General features: G+C 57.1%; 20 protein-coding genes and 1 other RNA gene. 15 read left to right on the forward strand and 6 right to left on the reverse strand.

Features of this window, described 5'->3' with window-relative positions:
• The first annotated feature begins 61 nt into the window (after positions 1-61).
• On the forward strand, positions 62-880 hold the full coding sequence (gene cof, locus AC4OVU_RS05580; RefSeq protein WP_017383195.1) for an HMP-PP phosphatase: 819 nt from the start codon (positions 62-64) through the stop codon (positions 878-880).
• A gap of 41 nt (positions 881-921) precedes the next feature.
• Here cof and AC4OVU_RS05585 read toward each other — a convergent pair whose 3' ends face one another.
• The gene (locus tag AC4OVU_RS05585; RefSeq protein WP_017383196.1) at positions 922-1,968 is read right to left on the reverse strand and encodes a PLP-dependent cysteine synthase family protein; all 1,047 of its coding nucleotides are present in this window, start codon (positions 1,966-1,968) and stop codon (positions 922-924) included.
• Between the two features lie 115 nt (positions 1,969-2,083).
• Here AC4OVU_RS05585 and AC4OVU_RS05590 point away from each other — a divergent pair, with 115 nt between their 5' ends.
• The 5 genes from AC4OVU_RS05590 (at position 2,084) to amtB (ending at position 7,973) form a co-directional block, all read left to right on the forward strand.
• Complete coding sequence (locus AC4OVU_RS05590) at positions 2,084-2,542, forward strand: Lrp/AsnC family transcriptional regulator (RefSeq protein WP_015571267.1); 459 nt, start codon at positions 2,084-2,086, stop codon at positions 2,540-2,542.
• 30 nt (positions 2,543-2,572) lie between these two features.
• On the forward strand, positions 2,573-4,327 hold the full coding sequence (locus tag AC4OVU_RS05595) for a SmdA family multidrug ABC transporter permease/ATP-binding protein (RefSeq protein ID WP_017383197.1): 1,755 nt from the start codon (positions 2,573-2,575) through the stop codon (positions 4,325-4,327).
• Positions 4,320-6,101, forward strand: a complete 1,782-nt coding sequence (locus tag AC4OVU_RS05600) for a SmdB family multidrug efflux ABC transporter permease/ATP-binding protein (protein ID WP_015571266.1) — start codon at positions 4,320-4,322, stop codon at positions 6,099-6,101. The genes AC4OVU_RS05595 and AC4OVU_RS05600 overlap by 8 nt, the downstream gene beginning before the upstream one ends.
• A 211-nt stretch (positions 6,102-6,312) precedes the next feature.
• Positions 6,313-6,651: a P-II family nitrogen regulator gene (glnK, locus tag AC4OVU_RS05605; protein ID WP_006809867.1), complete on the forward strand. Its 339-nt coding sequence runs from the start codon at positions 6,313-6,315 to the stop codon at positions 6,649-6,651.
• Between the two features lie 35 nt (positions 6,652-6,686).
• Positions 6,687-7,973, forward strand: a complete 1,287-nt coding sequence (amtB, locus tag AC4OVU_RS05610; RefSeq protein ID WP_015571265.1) for an ammonium transporter AmtB — start codon at positions 6,687-6,689, stop codon at positions 7,971-7,973.
• Between the two features lie 95 nt (positions 7,974-8,068).
• Here the strand turns inward: amtB and tesB are convergent, their stop codons facing one another.
• Entirely contained in the window at positions 8,069-8,929 is an 861-nt protein-coding gene (gene tesB, locus AC4OVU_RS05615) for an acyl-CoA thioesterase II (RefSeq protein ID WP_015571264.1), read from the reverse strand.
• A gap of 203 nt (positions 8,930-9,132) precedes the next feature.
• Here tesB and AC4OVU_RS05620 point away from each other — a divergent pair, with 203 nt between their 5' ends.
• On the forward strand, positions 9,133-9,660 hold the full coding sequence (locus AC4OVU_RS05620) for a YbaY family lipoprotein (protein ID WP_110292620.1): 528 nt from the start codon (positions 9,133-9,135) through the stop codon (positions 9,658-9,660).
• 37 nt (positions 9,661-9,697) lie between these two features.
• Here the strand turns inward: AC4OVU_RS05620 and AC4OVU_RS05625 are convergent, their stop codons facing one another.
• Positions 9,698-10,009, reverse strand: coding sequence for an MGMT family protein (locus AC4OVU_RS05625; RefSeq protein ID WP_003859016.1), 312 nt, complete (start codon positions 10,007-10,009; stop codon positions 9,698-9,700).
• Between the two features lie 170 nt (positions 10,010-10,179).
• On the opposite strand from AC4OVU_RS05625, the gene ffs reads away from it, so the two are divergent.
• The 3 genes from ffs (at position 10,180) to AC4OVU_RS05640 (ending at position 10,987) form a co-directional block, all read left to right on the forward strand.
• Positions 10,180-10,276: signal recognition particle sRNA small type (ffs, locus tag AC4OVU_RS05630), an RNA gene on the forward strand.
• Between the two features lie 247 nt (positions 10,277-10,523).
• Entirely contained in the window at positions 10,524-10,775 is a 252-nt protein-coding gene (locus AC4OVU_RS05635) for a hypothetical protein (protein WP_006809862.1), read from the forward strand.
• A complete protein-coding gene (locus AC4OVU_RS05640; protein WP_015571263.1) occupies positions 10,772-10,987 on the forward strand; it encodes a hypothetical protein in 216 nt (71 codons plus the stop codon). Before AC4OVU_RS05635 ends, AC4OVU_RS05640 begins: the two co-directional genes overlap by 4 nt.
• A 70-nt stretch (positions 10,988-11,057) precedes the next feature.
• Here AC4OVU_RS05640 and yczR read toward each other — a convergent pair whose 3' ends face one another.
• Entirely contained in the window at positions 11,058-12,479 is a 1,422-nt protein-coding gene (gene yczR / locus AC4OVU_RS05645) for a MocR-like transcription factor YczR (protein WP_045614997.1), read from the reverse strand.
• 84 nt (positions 12,480-12,563) lie between these two features.
• On the opposite strand from yczR, the gene yczE reads away from it, so the two are divergent.
• The 3 genes from yczE to AC4OVU_RS05660 all read left to right on the forward strand — a co-directional run bounded on the left by yczE (position 12,564) and on the right by AC4OVU_RS05660 (position 17,516).
• Positions 12,564-13,175, forward strand: a complete 612-nt coding sequence (gene yczE / locus AC4OVU_RS05650) for a membrane protein YczE (RefSeq protein ID WP_491928638.1) — start codon at positions 12,564-12,566, stop codon at positions 13,173-13,175.
• A 77-nt stretch (positions 13,176-13,252) separates the two neighbouring features.
• Positions 13,253-14,323, forward strand: a complete 1,071-nt coding sequence (locus AC4OVU_RS05655) for a LacI family DNA-binding transcriptional regulator (protein ID WP_110292621.1) — start codon at positions 13,253-13,255, stop codon at positions 14,321-14,323.
• Between the two features lie 103 nt (positions 14,324-14,426).
• The gene (locus tag AC4OVU_RS05660) at positions 14,427-17,516 is read left to right on the forward strand and encodes a beta-galactosidase (RefSeq protein ID WP_110292622.1); all 3,090 of its coding nucleotides are present in this window, start codon (positions 14,427-14,429) and stop codon (positions 17,514-17,516) included.
• Positions 17,517-17,551: 35 nt separating this feature from the next.
• Here AC4OVU_RS05660 and AC4OVU_RS05665 read toward each other — a convergent pair whose 3' ends face one another.
• On the reverse strand, positions 17,552-18,367 hold the full coding sequence (locus tag AC4OVU_RS05665) for a nickel/cobalt efflux protein RcnA (protein ID WP_017694400.1): 816 nt from the start codon (positions 18,365-18,367) through the stop codon (positions 17,552-17,554).
• Between the two features lie 134 nt (positions 18,368-18,501).
• Here AC4OVU_RS05665 and AC4OVU_RS05670 point away from each other — a divergent pair, with 134 nt between their 5' ends.
• Positions 18,502-18,774 (forward strand): metal-sensing transcriptional repressor, encoded by a 273-nt coding sequence (locus tag AC4OVU_RS05670; protein WP_015571258.1) that lies wholly within the window; start codon positions 18,502-18,504, stop codon positions 18,772-18,774.
• Here AC4OVU_RS05670 and AC4OVU_RS05675 read toward each other — a convergent pair.
• Positions 18,767-20,335, reverse strand: a complete 1,569-nt coding sequence (locus tag AC4OVU_RS05675) for an EAL domain-containing protein (protein ID WP_110292623.1) — start codon at positions 20,333-20,335, stop codon at positions 18,767-18,769. The two genes, AC4OVU_RS05670 and AC4OVU_RS05675, sit on opposite strands and share 8 nt — an antisense overlap.
• A 217-nt stretch (positions 20,336-20,552) precedes the next feature.
• On the opposite strand from AC4OVU_RS05675, the gene AC4OVU_RS05680 reads away from it, so the two are divergent.
• Entirely contained in the window at positions 20,553-20,813 is a 261-nt protein-coding gene (locus tag AC4OVU_RS05680; protein WP_015571255.1) for a type B 50S ribosomal protein L31, read from the forward strand.

Genomic DNA, 20,813 nt, shown 5'->3' on the forward strand with positions numbered 1-20,813 from the left:
TTCCGTATATCTCACGTAATACTGATGCACAAGTTAACCGCATCACATTTCGGGAGTAATTATGGCTCGGCTCGCTGCATTTGATATGGACGGCACGCTGTTAATGCCGGATCACCGTTTAGGGGAGAAAACCCTGAACACACTTAAGCGCCTGCGCGAGCGTGAAGTCACCCTGACGTTTGCCACTGGTCGTCATGTTCTCGAGATGCGCCATCTGCTGGGAACATTTGCCCTCGATGCGTTCCTGATCACCGGCAACGGGACGCGCATTCACTCCGTCGACGGCAATATGCTGCACCGTCAGGATCTGAATCCGGAAGTGGCGGACATTGTCCTGCACAGCACCTGGGATACGCAGGCCAGCGTGCATGTTTTTAATGATGAAGGCTGGTTTACCGGGCGTGAGATCCCGGCCTTGCTGCACGCTCACGTTTACAGCGGCTTTAAATATCAGCTTATCGATTTGCGCCGCATTCCAGCACACAAGGTGACCAAGATCTGCTTCTGTGGCGATCACGACGATCTCTGCCGCCTGCGTATTCAACTAAACGAGGCGCTGGGCGACCGGGCGCACCTGACCTTCTCGGCGGTGGACTGCCTTGAAGTGCTGCCGGTGGGCTGTAACAAAGGATCTGCGCTGGCGGTGCTGAGCGATCATCTGGGGCTGACGATGCAGGACTGTATGGCCTTTGGTGACGCCATGAACGACCACGAGATGCTGAGCAGCGTGGGTCGTGGACTGATTATGGGGAACGCGATGCCGCAACTTATCGCCGCGCTCCCGCATTTACCGGTTATCGGACACTGTCGTAACGAAGCGGTGTCCCATTTTTTGACGCATTGGCTGGACAAAAATAACCTCCCATATTCCCCCGAATAGTGAGACCCTTCCAGCAAGCCAGGCTAAAGCCTGGCTTTTTTTTATTTCACCAGCTGCGAAATCTGCGCTTTCCACGGTTCTACATCGCCAATAGTTGCCTGCACCCATTCTGCGTTGTAATAGGTGTCCAGGTAGCGCTCCCCGCTGTCACACAGCAGCGTGACGACAGAGCCGGTACGGCCTTCTTCGCGCATCCTCGCGGCCAGCTGTAGCGCGCCCCACATATTGGTGCCGGTGGAAGCCCCGACTTTACGGCCAAGCTGTGTCTCCAGCCAGTGCGCCGTCGCGACGCTGGCGGCGTCCGGCACGCGGAGCATCTCATCCACAACGTCCGGAATGAACGAGGGTTCGACGCGCGGGCGACCAATCCCTTCGATCTTGCTCCCCACGGGGCTGCGCAGGCTGGCATCGCGGGATTGCCAGTAATCGAGGAACACCGAGTTTTGCGGGTCAACCACCATCAGCTGCGTATCATAACCCTGACAGCGGATATAACGTCCGATGGTGGCGGAGGTTCCGCCCGTGCCCGCGCTCATGACAATGTAAGAGGGAACTGGATGCGGCTCGTGGGTCATCTGGCGGAAAATGCTGTCCGCAATGTTATTATTGCCGCGCCAGTCGGTGGCGCGCTCGGCGAAGGTGAATTGGTCCATATAGTGACCATTCAGTTCGCGGGCCAGCATTTCGGAGGCCGCATAGATTTCGCAGGCGCTTTCCACAAAATGGCAGCGTCCGCCGTAAAATTCGATCTGTTCGACTTTACGTTTCGCCGTGCAGGAGGGCATCACGGCGATAAACGGGAGGCCCAGCAGGCGGGCAAAGTAGGCTTCGGAGACGGCAGTTGATCCGGACGACGATTCAATAATCGTGGTGCCTTCTTTAATCCAGCCGTTACATAAACCGTATAAAAAGAGTGAACGCGCCAGGCGATGCTTCAGGCTGCCGGTAGGATGGGTGCTTTCATCCTTCAGGTAAAGCTGAATGCCGGGAAATCCAGGCAGAGGCAGGCGGATCAAGTGGGTGTCTGCCGAGCGCTGATAGTCGGCATTTATTTCGCTGATGGCATGTTTAACCCAGGTGCTATTCATCGTAGTTATCCGTTTGTCATTTTGTGCCCAGCATAGCGAAAAGCACAGAAAAAATTGTTGCTATCTGACCTTTAAAATAGAATGTAAGGAGAATAATTTTCTCTTCGAGGTGGCTATGTTAGATAAAATTGATCGTAAGCTGCTTTCTTTGCTGCAAAGCGACTGCACCCTCTCTTTGCAGGCGCTGGCAGATGCCGTTAATCTGACCACCACACCGTGCTGGAAGCGCCTCAAGAAGCTGGAAGATGATGGCATTCTGCTGGGACGCGTGGCGTTGCTGGATCCCGAAAAACTGGGGCTTGGACTGACCGCCTTCGTCCTGATAAAAACGCAGCATCACAGTAGCGAATGGTACTGCCGCTTCGTCACCCAGGTTTCCGACATGCCCGAAGTGCTCGGCTTCTGGCGCATGGCGGGGGAATACGACTATCTGATGCGCGTTCAGGTGGCAGACATGAAGCGCTACGATGATTTCTACAAGCGGCTGGTCAATAGCGTACCAGGCTTGTCCGATGTCACCTCCAGTTTCGCCATGGAACAGATTAAATACACCACAGCGTTACCCATTGAATAACTTCTTAAAATACCTTCAGGAAAAGACCGCGTGCGATTATTTGCCCAATTAAGCTGGTACTTTCGTCGGGAGTGGCAACGCTACCTCGGCGCGGTGGCCCTGCTTATTATCATTGCCATTCTGCAACTAATCCCGCCCAAAGTGGTGGGTTACGTCGTGGATGGCGTTACGGAACAACATTACACCGCCGCACGGGTGATGATGTGGGGCGGTACGCTGGTGCTGACGGCCGTGGTGGTTTACCTGCTGCGTTATGTCTGGCGCGTGCTGCTGTTCGGCGCGTCCTATCAGCTTGCCGTTGAGCTGCGCGAGGACTTTTACCGCCAGCTGAGCCGCCAGCACCCTGAGTTTTATCTGCGTCACCGTACCGGGGATCTCATCGCCCGCGCCACTAACGATGTAGACCGCGTGGTGTTTGCCGCCGGTGAAGGGGTGCTAACGCTGGTGGATTCCCTGGTGATGGGCTGTGCGGTACTGATTGTGATGTCTACGCAAATTAGCTGGGAGCTCACGCTGCTGGCGCTGCTGCCGATGCCGCTGATGGCGCTGGCAATTAACCGCTACGGCGAGCAGCTCCATGAACGCTTTAAGCTGGCGCAGGCGGCGTTCTCGTCGCTGAACGATCGCACCCAGGAGAGCATGACCAGCATCCGCATGATTAAAGCGTTTGGTCTGGAAGACCGCCAGTCCGCGCTGTTTGCCGCCGACGCCGCCGATACCGGCGCGAAAAACATGCGCGTGGCGCGTATTGATGCCCGTTTCGATCCGACAATTTATATTGCGATTGGCATGGCGAACCTGCTGGCAGTGGGCGGCGGCAGCTGGATGGTGGTGCAAGGCACGATGACCCTCGGGCAGTTAACCAGCTTTGCGATGTACCTTGGGCTGATGATCTGGCCGATGCTGGCGCTGGCCTGGATGTTTAATATCGTTGAACGCGGGAGCGCCGCTTACAGCCGTATCCGCGCCATGCTGGCGGAAGTGCCGGTCGTGAACGATGGCAGCGAGCCGGTGCCGGAAGGTCCGGGTATTCTCAAGGCTGATATCCGCGCCTTTATCTACCCGCAAACGGAACATCCGGTGCTTGAGAACGTCAGTTTCACGCTGCGTCCTGGTCAGATGCTGGGCATCTGTGGCCCGACGGGTTCCGGTAAAAGCACCATTCTGTCACTGATTCAGCGCCATTTTGACGTGAGCGAAGGCGATATCCGTTTCCACGACGTCCCTCTGCCACGTCTGCTGCTGGATGACTGGCGCAGCCGCCTGGCGGTCGTCAGCCAGACGCCGTTTTTGTTTTCAGACACCATTGCCAACAATATCGCGCTCGGGTGTCCGACGGCGACACAGGACCAGATCGAGCACGTGGCGCGTCTGGCCAGCGTCCACGAGGATATTCTGCGCCTGCCGCAGGGCTACGATACGGAAGTGGGTGAGCGGGGCGTTATGCTCTCCGGCGGACAAAAACAGCGTATCTCTATTGCCCGCGCGCTGCTGCTGGACGCTGAGATCCTGATACTGGATGATGCGCTGTCCGCAGTTGACGGGCGTACTGAACATCAAATTTTGCATAACCTTCGCCAGTGGGGAGAGGGGCGCACGGTCATCATCAGCGCGCACCGTCTGTCGGCCCTTACCGAAGCCAGTGAAATTCTGGTGCTTCAGCACGGGCATATTGCTCAGCGTGGTCAGCATGAGCAGCTTGCCGGGCAGACCGGATGGTATCGGGATATGTACCGCTATCAACAGCTTGAAGCCGCGCTGGATGAGGAGGTCGCCGATGCGTAAGTTTGGACAGATGTGGCCGACGTTAAAACGGCTGCTGGCCTATGGCTCACCGTGGCGCAAACCGCTTTCCATCGCCGTGCTGTTGCTGTGGATCGCCGCGATTGCGGAGGTGACCGGTCCGCTGCTTATCAGTTATTTCATCGACAATATGGTGGCGAAAAACTATCTGCCGCTGGGGCTGGTGGCGGGGCTGGGCGTGGCGTATGTCGGCCTACAGCTGACGGCGGCGGGGCTGCACTATGCGCAGTCGTTGCTGTTTAACCGGGCCGCCGTGGGCGTGGTCCAGCAGCTTCGCACGGATGTGATGGATGCCGCGCTGCGCCAGCCGCTGAGCGAGTTTGATACTCAGCCGGTCGGGCAGGTTATTTCGCGCGTCACCAATGACACCGAGGTGATCCGCGACCTCTATGTAACCGTTGTCGCAACGGTTCTGCGCAGTGCCGCGTTGATTGGCGCGATGCTGGTGGCGATGTTCAGCCTGGACTGGCGTATGGCGCTGGTGGCGATCGCTATTTTCCCGGCGGTGCTGATTGTGATGGTAATTTACCAGCGCTACAGCACGCCGATTGTTCGTCGCGTGCGCGCTTACCTCGCAGATATCAATGATGGCTTCAACGAAGTGATCAACGGCATGAGCGTTATCCAGCAGTTTCGCCAGCAGGCGCGTTTTGGCGAGCGAATGGGAGAAGCCAGCCGCTCGCACTATATGGCGCGGATGCAGACGTTACGGCTGGATGGCTTCCTGTTACGCCCGCTGCTGAGCCTCTTCTCTGCGCTGGTGCTGTGCGGGCTGTTGATGCTGTTTGGCCTGACGACGCGCGGAACCATCGAGGTGGGGGTACTGTACGCATTTATCAGCTACCTTGGACGCCTTAACGAACCGCTGATTGAACTCACCACGCAGCAATCGATGCTGCAACAGGCGGTGGTTGCGGGCGAGCGTGTATTCGAGCTGATGGACAGGCCGCGTCAGACCTATGGCGATGACGAACGCCCGCTGGAAAGTGGATCCATAGCGTTTGATCATGTCTCGTTTGCCTACCGCGACGACCAGCTTGTCTTGCAGGATATCAACCTCGAGGTACCGTCGCGCGGTTTTGTCGCCCTGGTTGGGCATACCGGCAGCGGCAAAAGCACGCTCGCCAGTTTGCTGATGGGCTACTATCCGTTGACGCAGGGGGAGATCCGTCTGGACGGACGGCCGCTTGCCGCGCTTAGCCACAACGCGTTACGTAAGGGCGTCGCGATGGTGCAGCAGGATCCGGTGGTACTGGCGGATACCTTTTATGCCAACGTGACGCTGGGACGACCTTTCACGCCTGAGCAGGTATGGGAGGTGCTGGAAACGGTGCAGCTTGCGGATCTGGCGCGCGGGTTAAGCGAGGGGATCCATACCCGGCTGGGTGAGCAGGGCAATAATCTCTCGGTCGGGCAAAAGCAACTTCTTGCGCTGGCGCGCGTGCTGATTGAGACGCCACAGGTGTTAATTCTGGATGAAGCGACCGCAAGCATTGACTCCGGTACCGAGCAGGCGATCCAGCAGGCGCTGGCTGCCGTGCGGGATCGCACTACGCTGGTGGTAATCGCCCACCGCCTCTCAACCATCGTCGATGCCGATACCATTCTGGTGCTGCACCGTGGCCAGGCCGTTGAACGGGGGACGCACAGAGCGCTGCTTGAGGCAAAAGGACGCTACTGGCAGATGTATCAGTTGCAGCTGGCAGGCGACGAACTGGCCGCCAGCGCGCGCGAGGAAGAGTCACTCAGCGCCTGATGCACCATAACAAGGCAATGCGCTAACAGACTTAACCGTTGGTGCAAAACTGAAACGCACCCTGCACTGCCATGGTGCGTTTTTTTTCGCCTCTTCCCGGCGCATCCGCGCCGCGGCGCTTTCCTCCTCACCTTTCACTTCTGGCACACCCTTTGCAATATCCCTTTCGTGTTAGCTGCGGCCATTACCGAATTCTGACTGGAGGGGATATATGAAGCTGGTTACGGTGGTAATCAAACCATTCAAACTCGAAGACGTGCGTGAAGCGCTGTCTTCCATGGGTATTCAGGGACTGACTGTCACCGAAGTGAAAGGCTTTGGGCGTCAGAAAGGTCATGCCGAGCTTTATCGCGGGGCGGAATACAGCGTTAACTTCCTGCCAAAAGTGAAGATTGATGTGGCGATTGCCGACGATCAGCTTGATGAGGTGATTGATGTCGTCAGCAAAGCAGCCTACACCGGAAAAATTGGCGACGGCAAAATTTTCGTTGCCGAACTACAGCGCGTCATTCGCATCCGTACCGGCGAATCTGACGAAGCGGCGTTGTAAGTAACTCCTGGCACACAGTGATAGGGATCGAGAAAATGAAGAAAGCAACAATGAAAACAGGTCTGGGTTCGCTGGCACTGCTGCCGGGCCTGGCAATGGCTGCACCTGCTGTGGCAGACAAAGCCGATAACGCCTTTATGATGATTTGCACCGCGCTGGTGCTGTTCATGACGATTCCGGGGATCGCGCTGTTTTACGGCGGCCTGATCCGCGGCAAGAACGTACTCTCCATGCTGACGCAGGTTGCCGTCACGTTCGCGCTGGTGTGTGTGCTGTGGGTGGTTTACGGTTACTCGCTGGCCTTCGGGGAGGGCAACGCCTTCTTCGGCAACGTTAACTGGGCGATGCTGAAAAATATCGAACTGACCGCGGTGATGGGCAGTTTTTATCAGTATATTCATGTCGCGTTCCAGGGCTCATTCGCCTGCATCACCGTGGGGCTGATTGTGGGCGCGCTGGCTGAGCGTATCCGCTTCTCTGCGGTACTGATTTTCGTGGTGGTCTGGCTGACGCTCTCCTATATCCCGATTGCGCATATGGTCTGGGGAGGTGGTCTGTTGGCTTCCCATGGCGCGCTGGACTTTGCGGGCGGTACCGTTGTGCACATCAACGCCGCGGTAGCAGGTCTGGTAGGCGCCTACCTGATTGGTAAGCGCGTGGGCTTCGGGAAGGAAGCATTCAAGCCGCACAATCTGCCGATGGTCTTTACCGGCACCGCCATCCTCTATTTTGGCTGGTTCGGCTTCAACGCAGGTTCAGCCAGCGCCGCTAACGAAATCGCCGCGCTGGCCTTCGTGAATACCGTTGTGGCAACCGCCGGCGCTATCCTCTCATGGGTATTTGGCGAGTGGGCCGTTCGCGGCAAGCCATCGCTGCTGGGTGCCTGTTCCGGGGCGATTGCCGGTCTGGTAGGTATTACGCCAGCGTGCGGTTACGTGGGCGTGGGCGGTGCGCTGCTGATCGGTATCGTCGCAGGACTGGCGGGGCTGTGGGGCGTTACCGCACTGAAACGTGTTCTGCGCGTTGACGATCCGTGTGATGTATTCGGCGTACACGGTGTGTGCGGCATCGTCGGCTGTATCATGACCGGTATCTTTGCTGCCCAATCTCTGGGCGGTGTGGGTTACGCAGAAGGCGTGACCATGATGCATCAGGTGCTGGTACAGCTGGAAAGCATCGCGATCACCGTTGTCTGGTCCGGTGTTGTGGCCTTTATCGGTTACAAGCTGGCTGATATGACCGTTGGGCTGCGTGTGCCGGAAGAGCAGGAGCGCGAAGGCCTGGACGTCAACAGCCACGGCGAGAATGCCTATAACGCATAATTTGAGTGCCTTGCCGGGCGGCGGCTTCGCCTTACCCGGCCTGAAAAAGCACAATTCGCAGGCCCGGTGAGCGCAGCGCCACCGGGCTTTTTACATCACCCGCGATTACGCATCACACCTTCCTGCACGGTAGAAGCCACCAGCACGCCATCCTGAGTGTAAAACTCCCCGCGTACAAAGCCGCGCGCGCTGGACGCAGAGGTACTTTCCACGCTGTAAAGCAGCCATTCATTCATATCGAATGGACGGTGGAACCACATGGAATGGTCAATTGTGGCTACCTGCATCCCTTTTTCGAGGAAGCCCACACCGTGCGGCTGTAGCGCAACCGGCAGGAAGTTGAAATCCGACGCATACCCCAGCAGGTACTGATGCACGCGTAAATCTGCGGGTACGCTGCCGTTGGCGCGGATCCACACCTGGCGGGCGGGCTCAGCGGTATGCCCCTTCATTGGGTTATGAAATTCGACCGGGCGGATCTCCAGCGGTTTATCGCACAGAAACTTCTCTTTTACCTGCGGCGGCAGCAGATGCGCGAGAGCGCGGGCAATTTCGGTTTCCGATTTCAGATCGTCCGGCGACGGGGCAGACGGCATCTTTTTTTGATGCTCATAGCCCGGCTCTGGCGCCTGGAACGAGGCGGTCATGTAGAAGATGGGTTTGCCATGCTGGATGGCCGCCACGCGACGGGCGCTGAAGCTTTGACCGTCACGCAGAACTTCCACGTCGTAAACAATCGGTTTAGCGCTGTCACCGGGGCGTAAAAAGTAGCTGTGAAACGAGTGCACCAGACGGTCTGCCGGGACGGTCTCCTTGGCGGCATACAGCGCTTGCCCCACGACCTGGCCGCCAAAAACCTGGCGTAAGCCTAAATCTTCGCTCTGTCCGCGAAATAGCCCTTCTTCTATTTTTTCCAGGTTCAGTAATGTCAGCAGATTGTTCAGTGCCTGACTCATAGTGGTCCTCAATAAACGCCGTGGCGAAAGATACGCTGAGTATAACCCAGAAATGAAAGTGGTCCGATGGGTAGAATAATCTTAATATCCGGACGAAATTAGGCATAAATCCGTGATTTGTGCCACACTTGTATTCGTTATGTGAATAAAACGACATCAGATGGGATCGATCCCGCTGGTGCATTGATGATAAGGAGACTTCAATGAAACTCGTGCCTATGCTCAGTGGTGTAGCAATTGCGGTAGCGTTGTCCGCCTGTGCTGGTAAGAGTGCCGATGTACCGGTGCCAGCAGCAAGCGCAAACGGGATTAACACCCTTTCACAGCAAGCTATTCAGCAGCCAAATGTTTCCGGTACGATCTGGATCAAACAGAAGGTTGCGCTGCCGCCGGATGCGGTTTTAACGGTCACGCTGTCTGATGCTTCCCTGGCGGATGCGCCGTCCAAAGTGCTTGCGCAGCGCGCGGTTCGTACAGAGGGTAAACAGGCGCCGTTCAGCTTTGTGCTGCCGTACAACCCGTCTGACGTGCAACCCAATGCGCGTATCCTCCTGAGCGCGGCGGTAACGATCAACGATAAGCTGGTCTTTATCACCGATACCGTGCAGGAAGCGGTCAACAAAGGCGGCACCAAAATCGACCTGACCCTGGTACCGGTGCAGCAAACTGAAGTACCTGTTGCAACGCAGAACAATCAGCCGACTCTGCCTACACCGCCAACACAGCTGTAATTCTCTTTCGCCCTCTCCATGTTGACGGGAGAGGGCGTCAGTACTCCCAGCGATACTTCTGCATATCAATTTGTCCTGCCCCGGACACCTGCACCCCTTCTGAAAGTAAAGCCTGACGCTGGCGCTGCAAGTCTGGCCCGGTGAGGGAAATGGCGCCATGGCGATTGACGACCCGGTGCCACGGTAACGTGCTTCCTTCCGGTAGCCTCCTCAGCACGCCGCCTACCTGACGCGCCGCACGCGGAGAACCCGCCAGCCGGGCGACTTCCCCATAGGTCGTGACACAGCCTTCCGGGATCGAGGCTACGATTTGCCACACTCGCTGTGGGAAAGTGTCATGTTCGTCCATTGTTTCTCCTGCGGGAAATCAGCGAAGGGTAATGTTATACGAAGATAAAGAAGATTGTCGGGGCAGTTTGCGCAATAATCCAGCATCCGGTTGCCAGCAGCTTGCAATTGAGGTGCTCCGCAGGGATAATGCGCCAGCGCGTTGGTTATCAACGCTCTCAATGGGGGCTCTGTTGGTTCTCCCGCAACGCTACTCTGTTCACCAGGTCAGGTCCGGAAGGAAGCAGCCAGGGCAGACGACGTGGGTGCCGGGATGTAGCTGGCAGGGCCCCCACCCATTTGAGCTCCTCTCCAGTCGTTCCCCTGAATAAACCTTCTAAATTATGTGACTATTGTTTTTTTTGTAATGCAACCTTCATTTAACTGAAATAATAATGTCATAAACCTGTAATAATAGACTGTCATTTTATTTTTCGATGCCTTTATTCTGTTATAAGCTAAAAAATATATATCTGGATAACAAACTTATCTTCGTGTATTAAATTAAACACGTGTTCCGAAAGGATGTGACAATCATGGTTACTGCGGTTTTAAACGTTAAAATTGATGAAGCGCTAAAAGAAAGACTTCGCCACTATGCGGAAGACAATAATGAGAATTTAAGCGTGACCACAGAGAAACTGCTGCTGCTGGCATTTGAAGCAGTAGAAGAGGCGGGAGTATCGGAAGAGGATGTTGATAATCAGCATACGGAAGAAGAGAGCGTAACTCCATTTACTCCTAAAGAAATCAAAGCACTACGTAAACTTCTGAAGAAGAGAAAATGAAACAACAACTATCGACTGCCAGTGACTACAACGAGGCCTGCAACCTGTTACGTTCCGGCTACGTGAAACATGTTCGTCTTGGCTGGAATGTAGGAAGTGATGAGTTCTTTCGTATTGCGTCTGACTGGTGTGATACCGGTGCAAAAATAAAGAAAGAAGGGGATAATTTCATTATTTCGCTGAAAGGCTTCCCGATCCCTCCTCAACATTAAGTTGTTCTTCATGTAAACTGCTGACTGCATGCGATACAGTCAGCAGTTTTTATTGTTTCTGGCGAATAATTTACACCAGGCTCCGTTTTACTGGCGCTACACTTTTATTTAATGCACGCCACAGCGGTTTGATCCGCAATAATGCCTCTTCAAGTTCTGGTGAACTGAGTGAGAAGGGCATACGCAGGTAGCGGTCAAACGCGCCTGATAGTCCAAAACGCGTGCCGGTGCCCATAATGATGCCTGTCGTTTCGGCGCGTGCCGCCAGCTGTGTCGCCAGCATGCCGGGTAATTCAATCCAGTATGAAAGCCCTCCCTCCGCTTCCTGAAACCGCCATTCGGGGAAATGTTCCCGCAGCATCTGGCCGCAGCGGTCGCGCCGTTCTGCCAGCATTTGCCGCCGGGCAGGCAGGAAGGTTGCACTGTTTTCGATAAGCCACAGCGTGGCCAGCTGTTCCAGCACCGGAGAGCCCAGATCCAGCGTGTCGCGCGTTTGCGCGAGGGTGGCGATAGTGCGTGACGAGGCGCGGATCCAGCCGAGACGCAGCCCACCCCAGAAGCTTTTACCTGCGGAACCCAGCGTCATCACCGTGGCCTCCGGGTTAAAGGCGGCCAGCGGCGGCGGCGGGGGAACATCGAACCAGAGATCGACCATGGTTTCATCCACCACCAGCGTGGTGCGGGTCTGCGCGGCGATGTCGGTTATGGTCTGGCGCGTCGCGGCATCCATGCAACGTCCGGTTGGATTATGAAAATCCGGCATCAGATAGGCCAGACGCGGGGCTGTCTGGGCAAGCGTTGCGGCAAAACCGTCGGTATCCCAGCCCGTTTCAGGCAGCGAGACGCCCACGGGCCGGCATAGCGCCCCCTGAATAGCGGCTATCGCCAGCGGGTAGGTGGGATGATCCACCACCACGCGATCCCCGGGACCGGTCATCATTCTCAAGATCAGGGCGAAGCCGCTGACGGCGCCGTTCACCACCATCACTTCGTCTGCCCGGGTGGGCAGACCGCGTGCGGTGTAGCGGGCGGCGATAGCTTCACGCAGCGCCGGAAGCCCAAGCTGATCGTACCCGGTCAGCGCCAGATTCGGCGTGATGGCCGTCAGCGCGTGGGCGTAGGCCTGGTGGATCTCTGGTCCCGCGTTGAGTGCGGCGGTTGAGAGATCCAGCGCCGCGCTGGCAGTAGAAAGCGTGGGCACGGCGCGGCGGTCTGGCAGGATCGCCCGCGAACCGCTGCCGTGACGGCTCTCCAGATAACCCTCTTCCCGCAGATGCGCCAGCGCGCTGCTGATGGTGGTGCGGCTTACGCTCAGAGCGGCGGCCAGTTCCCGCTCTCCGGGCAGGCGCGTGTTTAACGCCAGCCTGCCATCCAGAATTAACAGGCGTAACGCGTCAGCCAGCTGGCGCCACAGCGGGGTGCGGGAAGAGGCTTGCTGCCAGTGCCCTAACAGGCGTACCAGAGACTGGCTTCCAAAACGACGTGATGACATATGCAGTCCACTATTTGAAAACTGGACATTAATCATAGTGCCATTTTCACCGAAGATGGAACCTGGTTCTTCGGAGAAGAGAAAATGGTACGTCGTCTGGTACAACTTTATGTCGGTTTAGGCCTGTACGGGCTTTCAACCGCGATGTTTATTCGTTCGGATCTGGGTGTCGACCCGTGGGATGTCTTTCACCTTGGCGTCGCCATCCAGACCGGGATGAGTATCGGCACGGTGATTATTTTAACCGGGGCCGCGGTGCTGCTGCTGTGGATCCCGCTGCGTCAGCTGCCGGGACTGGGTACTATCAGTAATGTGATTTGTATTGGTCTGGCGGCCGATGCGTCAATGGCGCTGATCCCTGAGCTCACCTCGCTGCCCGTGCGCATCACCCTGCTGGTTTCCGGCATTGTGGTTAACGCCCTTGCCACCCGGATGTATATCGGCGCGGGTTTTGGCGCAGGCCCGCGCGACGGTCTGATGACCGGCATACATGCCCGGCTGGGCTGGTCGATCCGCAGCGTGCGTACCGCGATCGAGGTGACCGTGTTGATCGTCGGCTACCTCCTCGGGGGAGCGTTTGGCGTTGGAACCGTACTGTATGCATTAACCATCGGCCCGCTGATCCAGCTCTGTTTGCCGTGGTTTCGTCAGGGACCGCGCATTCAGAAAGCCGCGCGGCCGGAGCGGATTGTTTAATTTTGCGAAGCGCTCACAGGCTATGATGGCGTAACTGTGTCAGAATAGAGACTTCTCTTTTTACGACGCCAGAATGTATGAAAGCGATCACTCTTTATGACGTTGCCCGCGTGGCGGGCGTTTCCTATCAGACCGTTTCCCGGGTGATTAACGACGCAGAACACGTTTCTGCCCGTACGCGGGAAAAGGTCCGGCAGGCCATGGCGGCGCTACACTATGTGCCTAACCGTGGCGCGCAGCAGCTGGCCGGGAAACGTACCCGCACGCTGGGGCTAATGACCAGCGATCTGGCGCTGCATGCGCCGTCGCAAATCGCCTCAGCTGTAAAATCCCGGGCAGTGGAGCAGGGGGCTAGCGTACTCATCTCCATGGTGGAGCAACCCGCGCAGTGTCAGGCTGCTTTGCAGGAATTACTGGCGCAGCGCGTGGAGGCGCTGCTGGTGAACGTTCCGCTGGAAGATGCACAGGCAGAAATGCTTCAGGAAATGGCCTCGCCGACCCCGGTTCTTTTTCTCGATGTTTCCCCCACAGCTCGGGTTAACAGCCTTGTTTTCAATGCCGAACAGGGCGCTGGCCTGGGGGCAGAGCATCTGCTTTCGCTGGGGCACCAGCGAATTGCGCTGCTCGCCGGGCCGGAAAGTTCTGTCTCTGCCCGGGCTCGTCTGGCGGGATGGAAAACCACGCTGGCCCGGGCCGGCGTGGAGGCGTTTGCGGTGGCGCAGGGCGACTGGAGCGCGGCCTCGGGCTATGAGAAAGGGCATCAGCTCCTGGCGGGCGCGCAGCTGCCGGAGGCGATCCTCGTCGCTAACGATCAGATGGCGCTTGGCGTTTTACGCGCCTGTGCGGAAAAAGGCGTTGCGGTACCGGGGCAGATCTCGGTTGTCGGATTTGATGATACGGCTGACAGCGCGTGGTTTTCACCTCCGCTCACCACCGTTCGGCAGGCGTTCCGCGAGGCCGGTGAGCGCAGCGTGGAGTGGCTGATGGCACCTGCCAATCACGACGAATGCTGGCAGGAACAACTTCCCGTTACGTTGATAGTACGTCATTCCACCGCGCCGCGCGCCGCACAGCAGGCCGATCGTGAAGATCTGGCACAACAGCTCAGAACGCTGGCGCTGCTGGCGGAGAAACTGGCGCGCAGCTAGCACTTTTGTGATCGTGCTCGCCTGGTGACGATCAAAGTCTTTACCGCCATCGTTTACCAGGGCATGTTGGCTAAAATTGTGAGCGCTTCGCAAAGAGGTTGATATGTCTTCTACATTGCCGCTGACCCTCAGCGCACTTCTGGCGCGTCGTGACTGGGAAAACCCGGGCGTGACGCAGTGGAATCGTCTGGCCACACACGCGCCTTTTCATAGCTGGCGCGATGAAACCTTCGCCCGCGAGGATAAACTTTCGCTGAGCAAGCGTCTGCTTAACGGCGTCTGGCGATTCAGCTTTTTCCCGTCGCCAGAGCAGGTTCCCGAGGCATGGATAACGGACGATCTGGCTGACGCCGTTGGGATGCCCGTGCCGTCGAACTGGCAGATGGAGGGATTTGACACTCCCATCTATACCAACGTCACCTATCCGATAAATGTGAACCCGCCGTATGTTCCGGCTGAAAACCCAACTGGTTGTTACTCGCTCACATTTGAGATGAATGATGCCTGGCTGTGCAGCGGGCAAACCCGCATTATTTTTGACGGGGTGAATTCAGCTTTTCATCTGTGGTGTAACGGCCAGTGGGTGGGCTATTCGCAGGACAGCCGTCTGCCTGCGGAGTTCGATCTTAGCGCGGTGCTGCGACCGGGGCAGAACCGTCTGGCGGTGATGGTGTTACGCTGGTGCGACGGAAGCTACCTGGAAGATCAGGACATGTGGCGGATGAGCGGCATTTTCCGTGACGTCTCGCTGCTGCACAAGCCGGAAACGCGAATTGCCGATTATCAGATCGTGACCGATCTGAATGCCGAATGCGATCGGGCGATACTCCGGGTTGACGTTGCGCTGGAAGGCTCACGCTACGCCGAATGCGAGGTGGCGTTTACCCTGTGGCGTAACGGCGAAGCCTGCGCGCAAACCACGCAGCAGCCCGGATCGGCCATCGTGGACGAACGTGGCAGTTGGGCAGAACGGCTCACGGTGGCGATCCCCGTGAACGCTCCCGCGCTGTGGAGCGCTGAAACACCGGAATGCTATCGGCTGACAATGTCGCTTCGGGATGCGCAGGGTAACGTGCTGGAGACTGAAGCCTGCGATGTCGGTATCAGACGCGTCGAAATCAGCAACGGCCTGCTGAAGCTTAACGGCAAACCGCTGCTGATCCGCGGCGTGAACCGTCACGAACATCATCCTGAGAAGGGGCAGGTGATGGATGAGGCGACCATGCGCCGCGACATCGAACTGATGAAGCAGCATAACTTCAACGCCGTGCGCTGCTCGCATTATCCGAACCATCCTCTGTGGTACACGCTTTGCGATCGCTACGGCCTGTACGTGGTCGATGAGGCGAATATTGAAACCCACGGCATGGTGCCGATGAGCCGCCTGGCGGACGATCCGCGCTGGCTGCCTGCCATGAGCGAACGCGTAACGCGTATGGTGCAGCGGGACCGGAATCATCCGTCCATCATCATCTGGTCCCTGGGGAATGAGTCCGGGCATGGGGCGAATCACGATGCGCTGTACCGCTGGCTGAAAACCGCCGATCCCACGCGGCCGGTGCAGTACGAAGGCGGTGGCGCCAGTACGGCCGCTACCGATATTGTCTGCCCGATGTATGCCCGCGTCGATCAGGATCAGCCATTCCCGGCGGTGCCAAAGTGGTCGATTAAAAAGTGGATCGGCATGCCGGACGAAACCCGTCCGCTGATCCTGTGCGAGTATGCCCACGCGATGGGCAACAGCTTTGGCGGCTTTGCCAGCTACTGGCAGGCATTCCGCAGCCATCCCCGGTTGCAGGGTGGGTTTGTCTGGGACTGGGTCGATCAGGCGCTGACGAAAAAAGCGGAAGACGGCACGGCATACTGGGCCTACGGCGGCGATTTTGGCGATAAGCCCAACGACCGTCAGTTCTGCCTCAACGGGCTGGTGTTTCCCGATCGCACTCCGCACCCCGCCCTTTACGAGGCGCAGCGTGCCCAGCAGTTCTTTACCTTTACGCTGGTGAGCACCGTTCCGCTGGTCGTCGATATCCAGAGCGATTATCTGTTCCGTCATACTGACAACGAGCATCTGCGATGGTCAGTGGCGCGTGACGGTGCGGTATTGGCTTCCGGCGAAACACCCCTCTCTGTTGCGCCTCAGGAGACGCAGCGCGTTGAGATCCCGCTGCCTGAGCTTGATGCTGAGCCGGGCGAGGTCTGGCTCAACGTGGAGATCGTTCAGCCGCATGCCACGCCGTGGTCGCCGCCCGGCCACCGTTGTGCCTGGGATCAGTGGCCGCTCCCGGCTCCGCTGTACCTTGCGCCACCGAAAGCAGGCGGAACCCCTCCGCAGCTAACGGTGCAGGACGAAGCGCTGGACATTACTCATCAGCAGCAGCGCTGGCAGTTTAGCCGTCTCACCGGAAACCTGACCCAGTGGTGGAACGAGGGCGCTGAAACGCTCCGTTCCCCGCTAACGGATAACTTCACCCGTGCGCCGCTGGACAATGACATTGGCGTCAGCGAGGCGACCCGCATCGATCCGAACGCGTGGGTGGAACGCTGGAAAGCGGCAGGGATGTATGAGATGTCCTCGCGCCTCCTCCAGTGTGAAGCGGAGCAGCATGCCCGTGAGGTGGTGGTGACCACGCAGCACGTCTGGGAGCATCAGGGTAAAGCGCTGTTTATCAGCTGCAAGGTCTGGCGGATTGATGACCACGGGGTACTGCACGGTGATGTGCAGGTGACGGTGGCATCTGACATTCCTGAGCCCGCTCGCGTGGGCCTGAGCGTTATGCTGGCGGATATCCCGGAAACGGTGCGCTGGCTGGGGCTCGGGCCACTGGAGAACTATCCGGACAGAAAACTGGCGGCGCAGCAGGGGCGCTGGGCGTTACCGCTGGAAGAGATGCAGACGCCGTATATCTTCCCGACGGAAAATGGTTTGCGCTGCGACACCCGCGAGCTGACGTTTGGCTCCCATCAGTTGCAGGGACAGTTCCATTTCTCCCTGAGCCGTTATAGCCAGCGACAGCTGCATGAGACAACGCATCAGCACTTGCTGCGGGAAGAGGCTGGCTGCTGGTTGAATCTTGATGCGTTTCACATGGGCGTAGGGGGAGACGACTCATGGAGCCCGAGCGTAGCCCCGGCCTTCATTCTGCAAAACCGCCGGCTGCGCTACACGTTTAGCTGGCAGCAGAACGGCTGAGCCGACACGTGCGGCCACTGCCGTGGCCGCAATGCTTATCTCAGGATCCCGCTTGCGCCGTGAATGCTCATATAAATCCCGACTACCGCGATCAGTGCCGCTGAGATCCACGGCGCCTTGCGCGAAAAGGCGCTAAAGCCGGGCCAGCGCTTCGCCGCATGTTTCATGCTTAATGCGGCAATTGCGCCAGAGGCGACGAGAGTGAGCGCCAGTCCGATACTGAAACTGAACACCAGCGTGGCGCCGAGCGCGAAATGTTTCAGTTGCAGGCAGATCAGCAGCACCGTAATGGAGGCCGGACAGGGGATAAGCCCACCGGTCAGGCCGAATAGCGCGATTTGCCCGGTGGTGACCTCTTTACCGTTGAAGCGTCGGTTAATGTCCTGGGCGTGTGCGCGCTGGTGGGCATCCTGCCACTCCTCTTCAACCAGAGGAGACGTGTGGTCGTGATGATGCGCGTGGTCGTGATGATCATGATGGTGATGATGATCATCATGGTGGTGATGCGGCTGGCTCTCATGCCAGGTTCGCCACGCCATCCACAGGGCGATCAACACGATCAGAACCCCGGAAATCAACTGAAACCAGGGCTCAGAAGTATCTGCATCCCATCCCCGACCAAACCATAATCCCGCCATCGCAATGATCCAGACGACCGCCGTATGAGACAGCGTTGCGGACAACCCAAGCAACACAGCCTGTTTCAGCGTACCGCGGATCGCCACAATGAAAGCCGCCATCATTGTTTTTGAATGGCCTGGCTCAAGGCCATGGAGCGCGCCAAGCAGGATGGCGCTGGGGACAAACAGCCAGGCGTTACCCTGCTGTAGAAGAGAAGAAAAATCGTTCATTGAACATTCCGGGGTGGAAAACATGCCGAGAATACTACTCCCCCCCAGTAGTATAATACTACCCCCCAGTAGAAAAATACCCAGGGGGAGTAGAGCGTGATATGCTTTTTACGCCACCAAAGAGGAGCTAAGCGATGTCACACACAGTTCGTGATAAAAAGAAGTTATTGACCCGCCTGAAAAAAATTCAGGGGCAAAGCGCTGCGCTGGAAAAAATGCTTAACAGCGATCATGAATGCGCCGAGGTGTTACAGCAGCTGGCGGCGATCAGGGGCGCGGTAAACGGTATGATGATGCAAGTGATTGAGGGGCATTTAACCGATCACGTGGTGAAAGAGCCAGAGGAAGCGCAGCGCGAGGCCGATCTCGGGGTCGTGATGCAGGTGATCAAATCGTACCTTAAGTAATGTGCTTCTCCAGGTTGTGCCCGGCCCAGAGAATGAAATCCTCTTTAGGCAGCGCCTTGCTGAAATACCAGCCCTGGCCGTACTGCACGCCGTGGCGATGCAACCATTCGATCTGCCCTTCAGTTTCAATGCCTTCTGCGACCATCGCCAGTTTAAGCGATTTGGCCATTTCGATGATGTGGGGAGTCACGTTCTTGTAATCCAGCGCATCCACAAAGGATTTATCAATCTTCAGGGTATCGACATCCAGATCCTGCAAATAGCTCAGGCTGGAGTAACCCGTGCCAAAATCATCAATGTAGATAGCGTGTCCGGCGCGGCGAAACGCAGCGATGGCAGGCACGCTGACGGCGGGATCGGCAAAGCCGCGCTCGGTTAATTCAAGGGCGATCTGGCGCGGGTGGACGCCCCATTTGTTGAGCAACTGACTCAGCTGGCGAGGCAGCTCGGGGGACGCTAAATCCGATGGCGCAAGGTTGACAGAAATGTGCAGTTCCGGGTGATGATGCAGCCAGGCGCCTAAATCCTCAAACACCTTATTCACCACCAGCTGCGTCAGCGTTGAAATAAGCCCCGTCTGCTCAGCCAGCGGCACAAAGAGATTGGGCGACAGGTGACTGCCATCTGGCTGCGGCCAGCGCATCAGCGCTTCAGCACCCACCAGTTTTCCACTGCACAGCGCTACGATGGGCTGATAGTAAACCTCGATCTCCCGGTTGTTGATTGCGTCGATCAGGCGGTTACGCGGTGACAGCAAACGGCGGAGGATGCGCAGGACAATAAGGGCACCAGCCAGGCTTAGCAAGATGCCAGCCGGTAGCCAGATGATCAGCTGCTGGTGCCACGATTCCGCCAGCGGTTTTAACGACGCCCACGCGATCACCGTAAAACCCAGTTCGGGTACAGGTTTCAACACGTACATCGAGCCGTTGTATTGTACGCGCGTAACGTCCTGCTGCTCCTTAACGACAGAAAGAATATACGGGTCGACAATATTGCTTCTGGCAAATATCCGATGGGTTTCACTGCCCACCAGGGCGGCATCCATCGAAATTTCACCAAACGGGACAACATCCACAAGCGAGGCAGGATCAACCATCACCAGATAATGTCCTTTCCCCAGAACGGCCATATAGCGGTGAATGCCGAGGTCGTTTTGCGAGGTGAGCCACGCGCTATACCCGTCTGCGGTGATCCGCATCGGGGGCGGTAAGATCGCCGTATTACTGGATTGTTCAAGGGATGAGCAGAGCGGCTTCTGGTTATCGATATACATCACTTCCTGAATATAGCGCCATGAGAATTCAACCCGACGCATTTCGCGTAAATGCGGGGGAGTGCAGGGTGGGGCGTGGAATGTCTGTAGGTGCGTGAGCGCCTGTTTTGCCTGCGCAACGACTCTGTCGGTACGGATCAGGACGCGCGAGGCATAGCTGTCCAGAGCGTCCACAAATTTATCCTCTGCCTGACGATGCGCCAGCCAGATACTGAGGCACACAGGGACCAGCACAGAGAAGATCAGTATGCCTGTTACCAGGCTGACCAGATGTCGGGTTCGCATGCTGCTTTATCCTTTCCATATGCCCACCTTGGGCCTGGAGTTTGCGCGCCAGAAGAAAAAGTTTTTTATCGCTAAATGATATAGTTATAGCATGTGACAGTCTCAGGCAGGTATCTGAATCAACCTTTCAAAAACAGGCTGTGCGTGACAGGGGTTGTTTTTGCAGCAAAGCTCAGATAGTATTTTGTTATGTTATAACAATACATGAAGACCAGAGATGAAACCGAATATCCATCCAACCTATCGCACCGTTGTGTTTCACGACACCACGGCTAATGAATACTTTAAAGTCGGCTCAACAATTAAGACAGACCGTGAAATTGAGCTGGAGGGGAAAACGTATCCCTACGTTACCCTTGATGTCTCCTCTAAATCACATCCGTTTTATACCGGGAAGCAGAAGACCTTCTCGACGGATGGCAGCGCGGCACGCTTCCGCAAGCGTTTTGGTGGCTTTCTTGATGCGAAGCGAGGCTAA

Source organism: Enterobacter sp. 6722112, assembly GCF_058661685.1.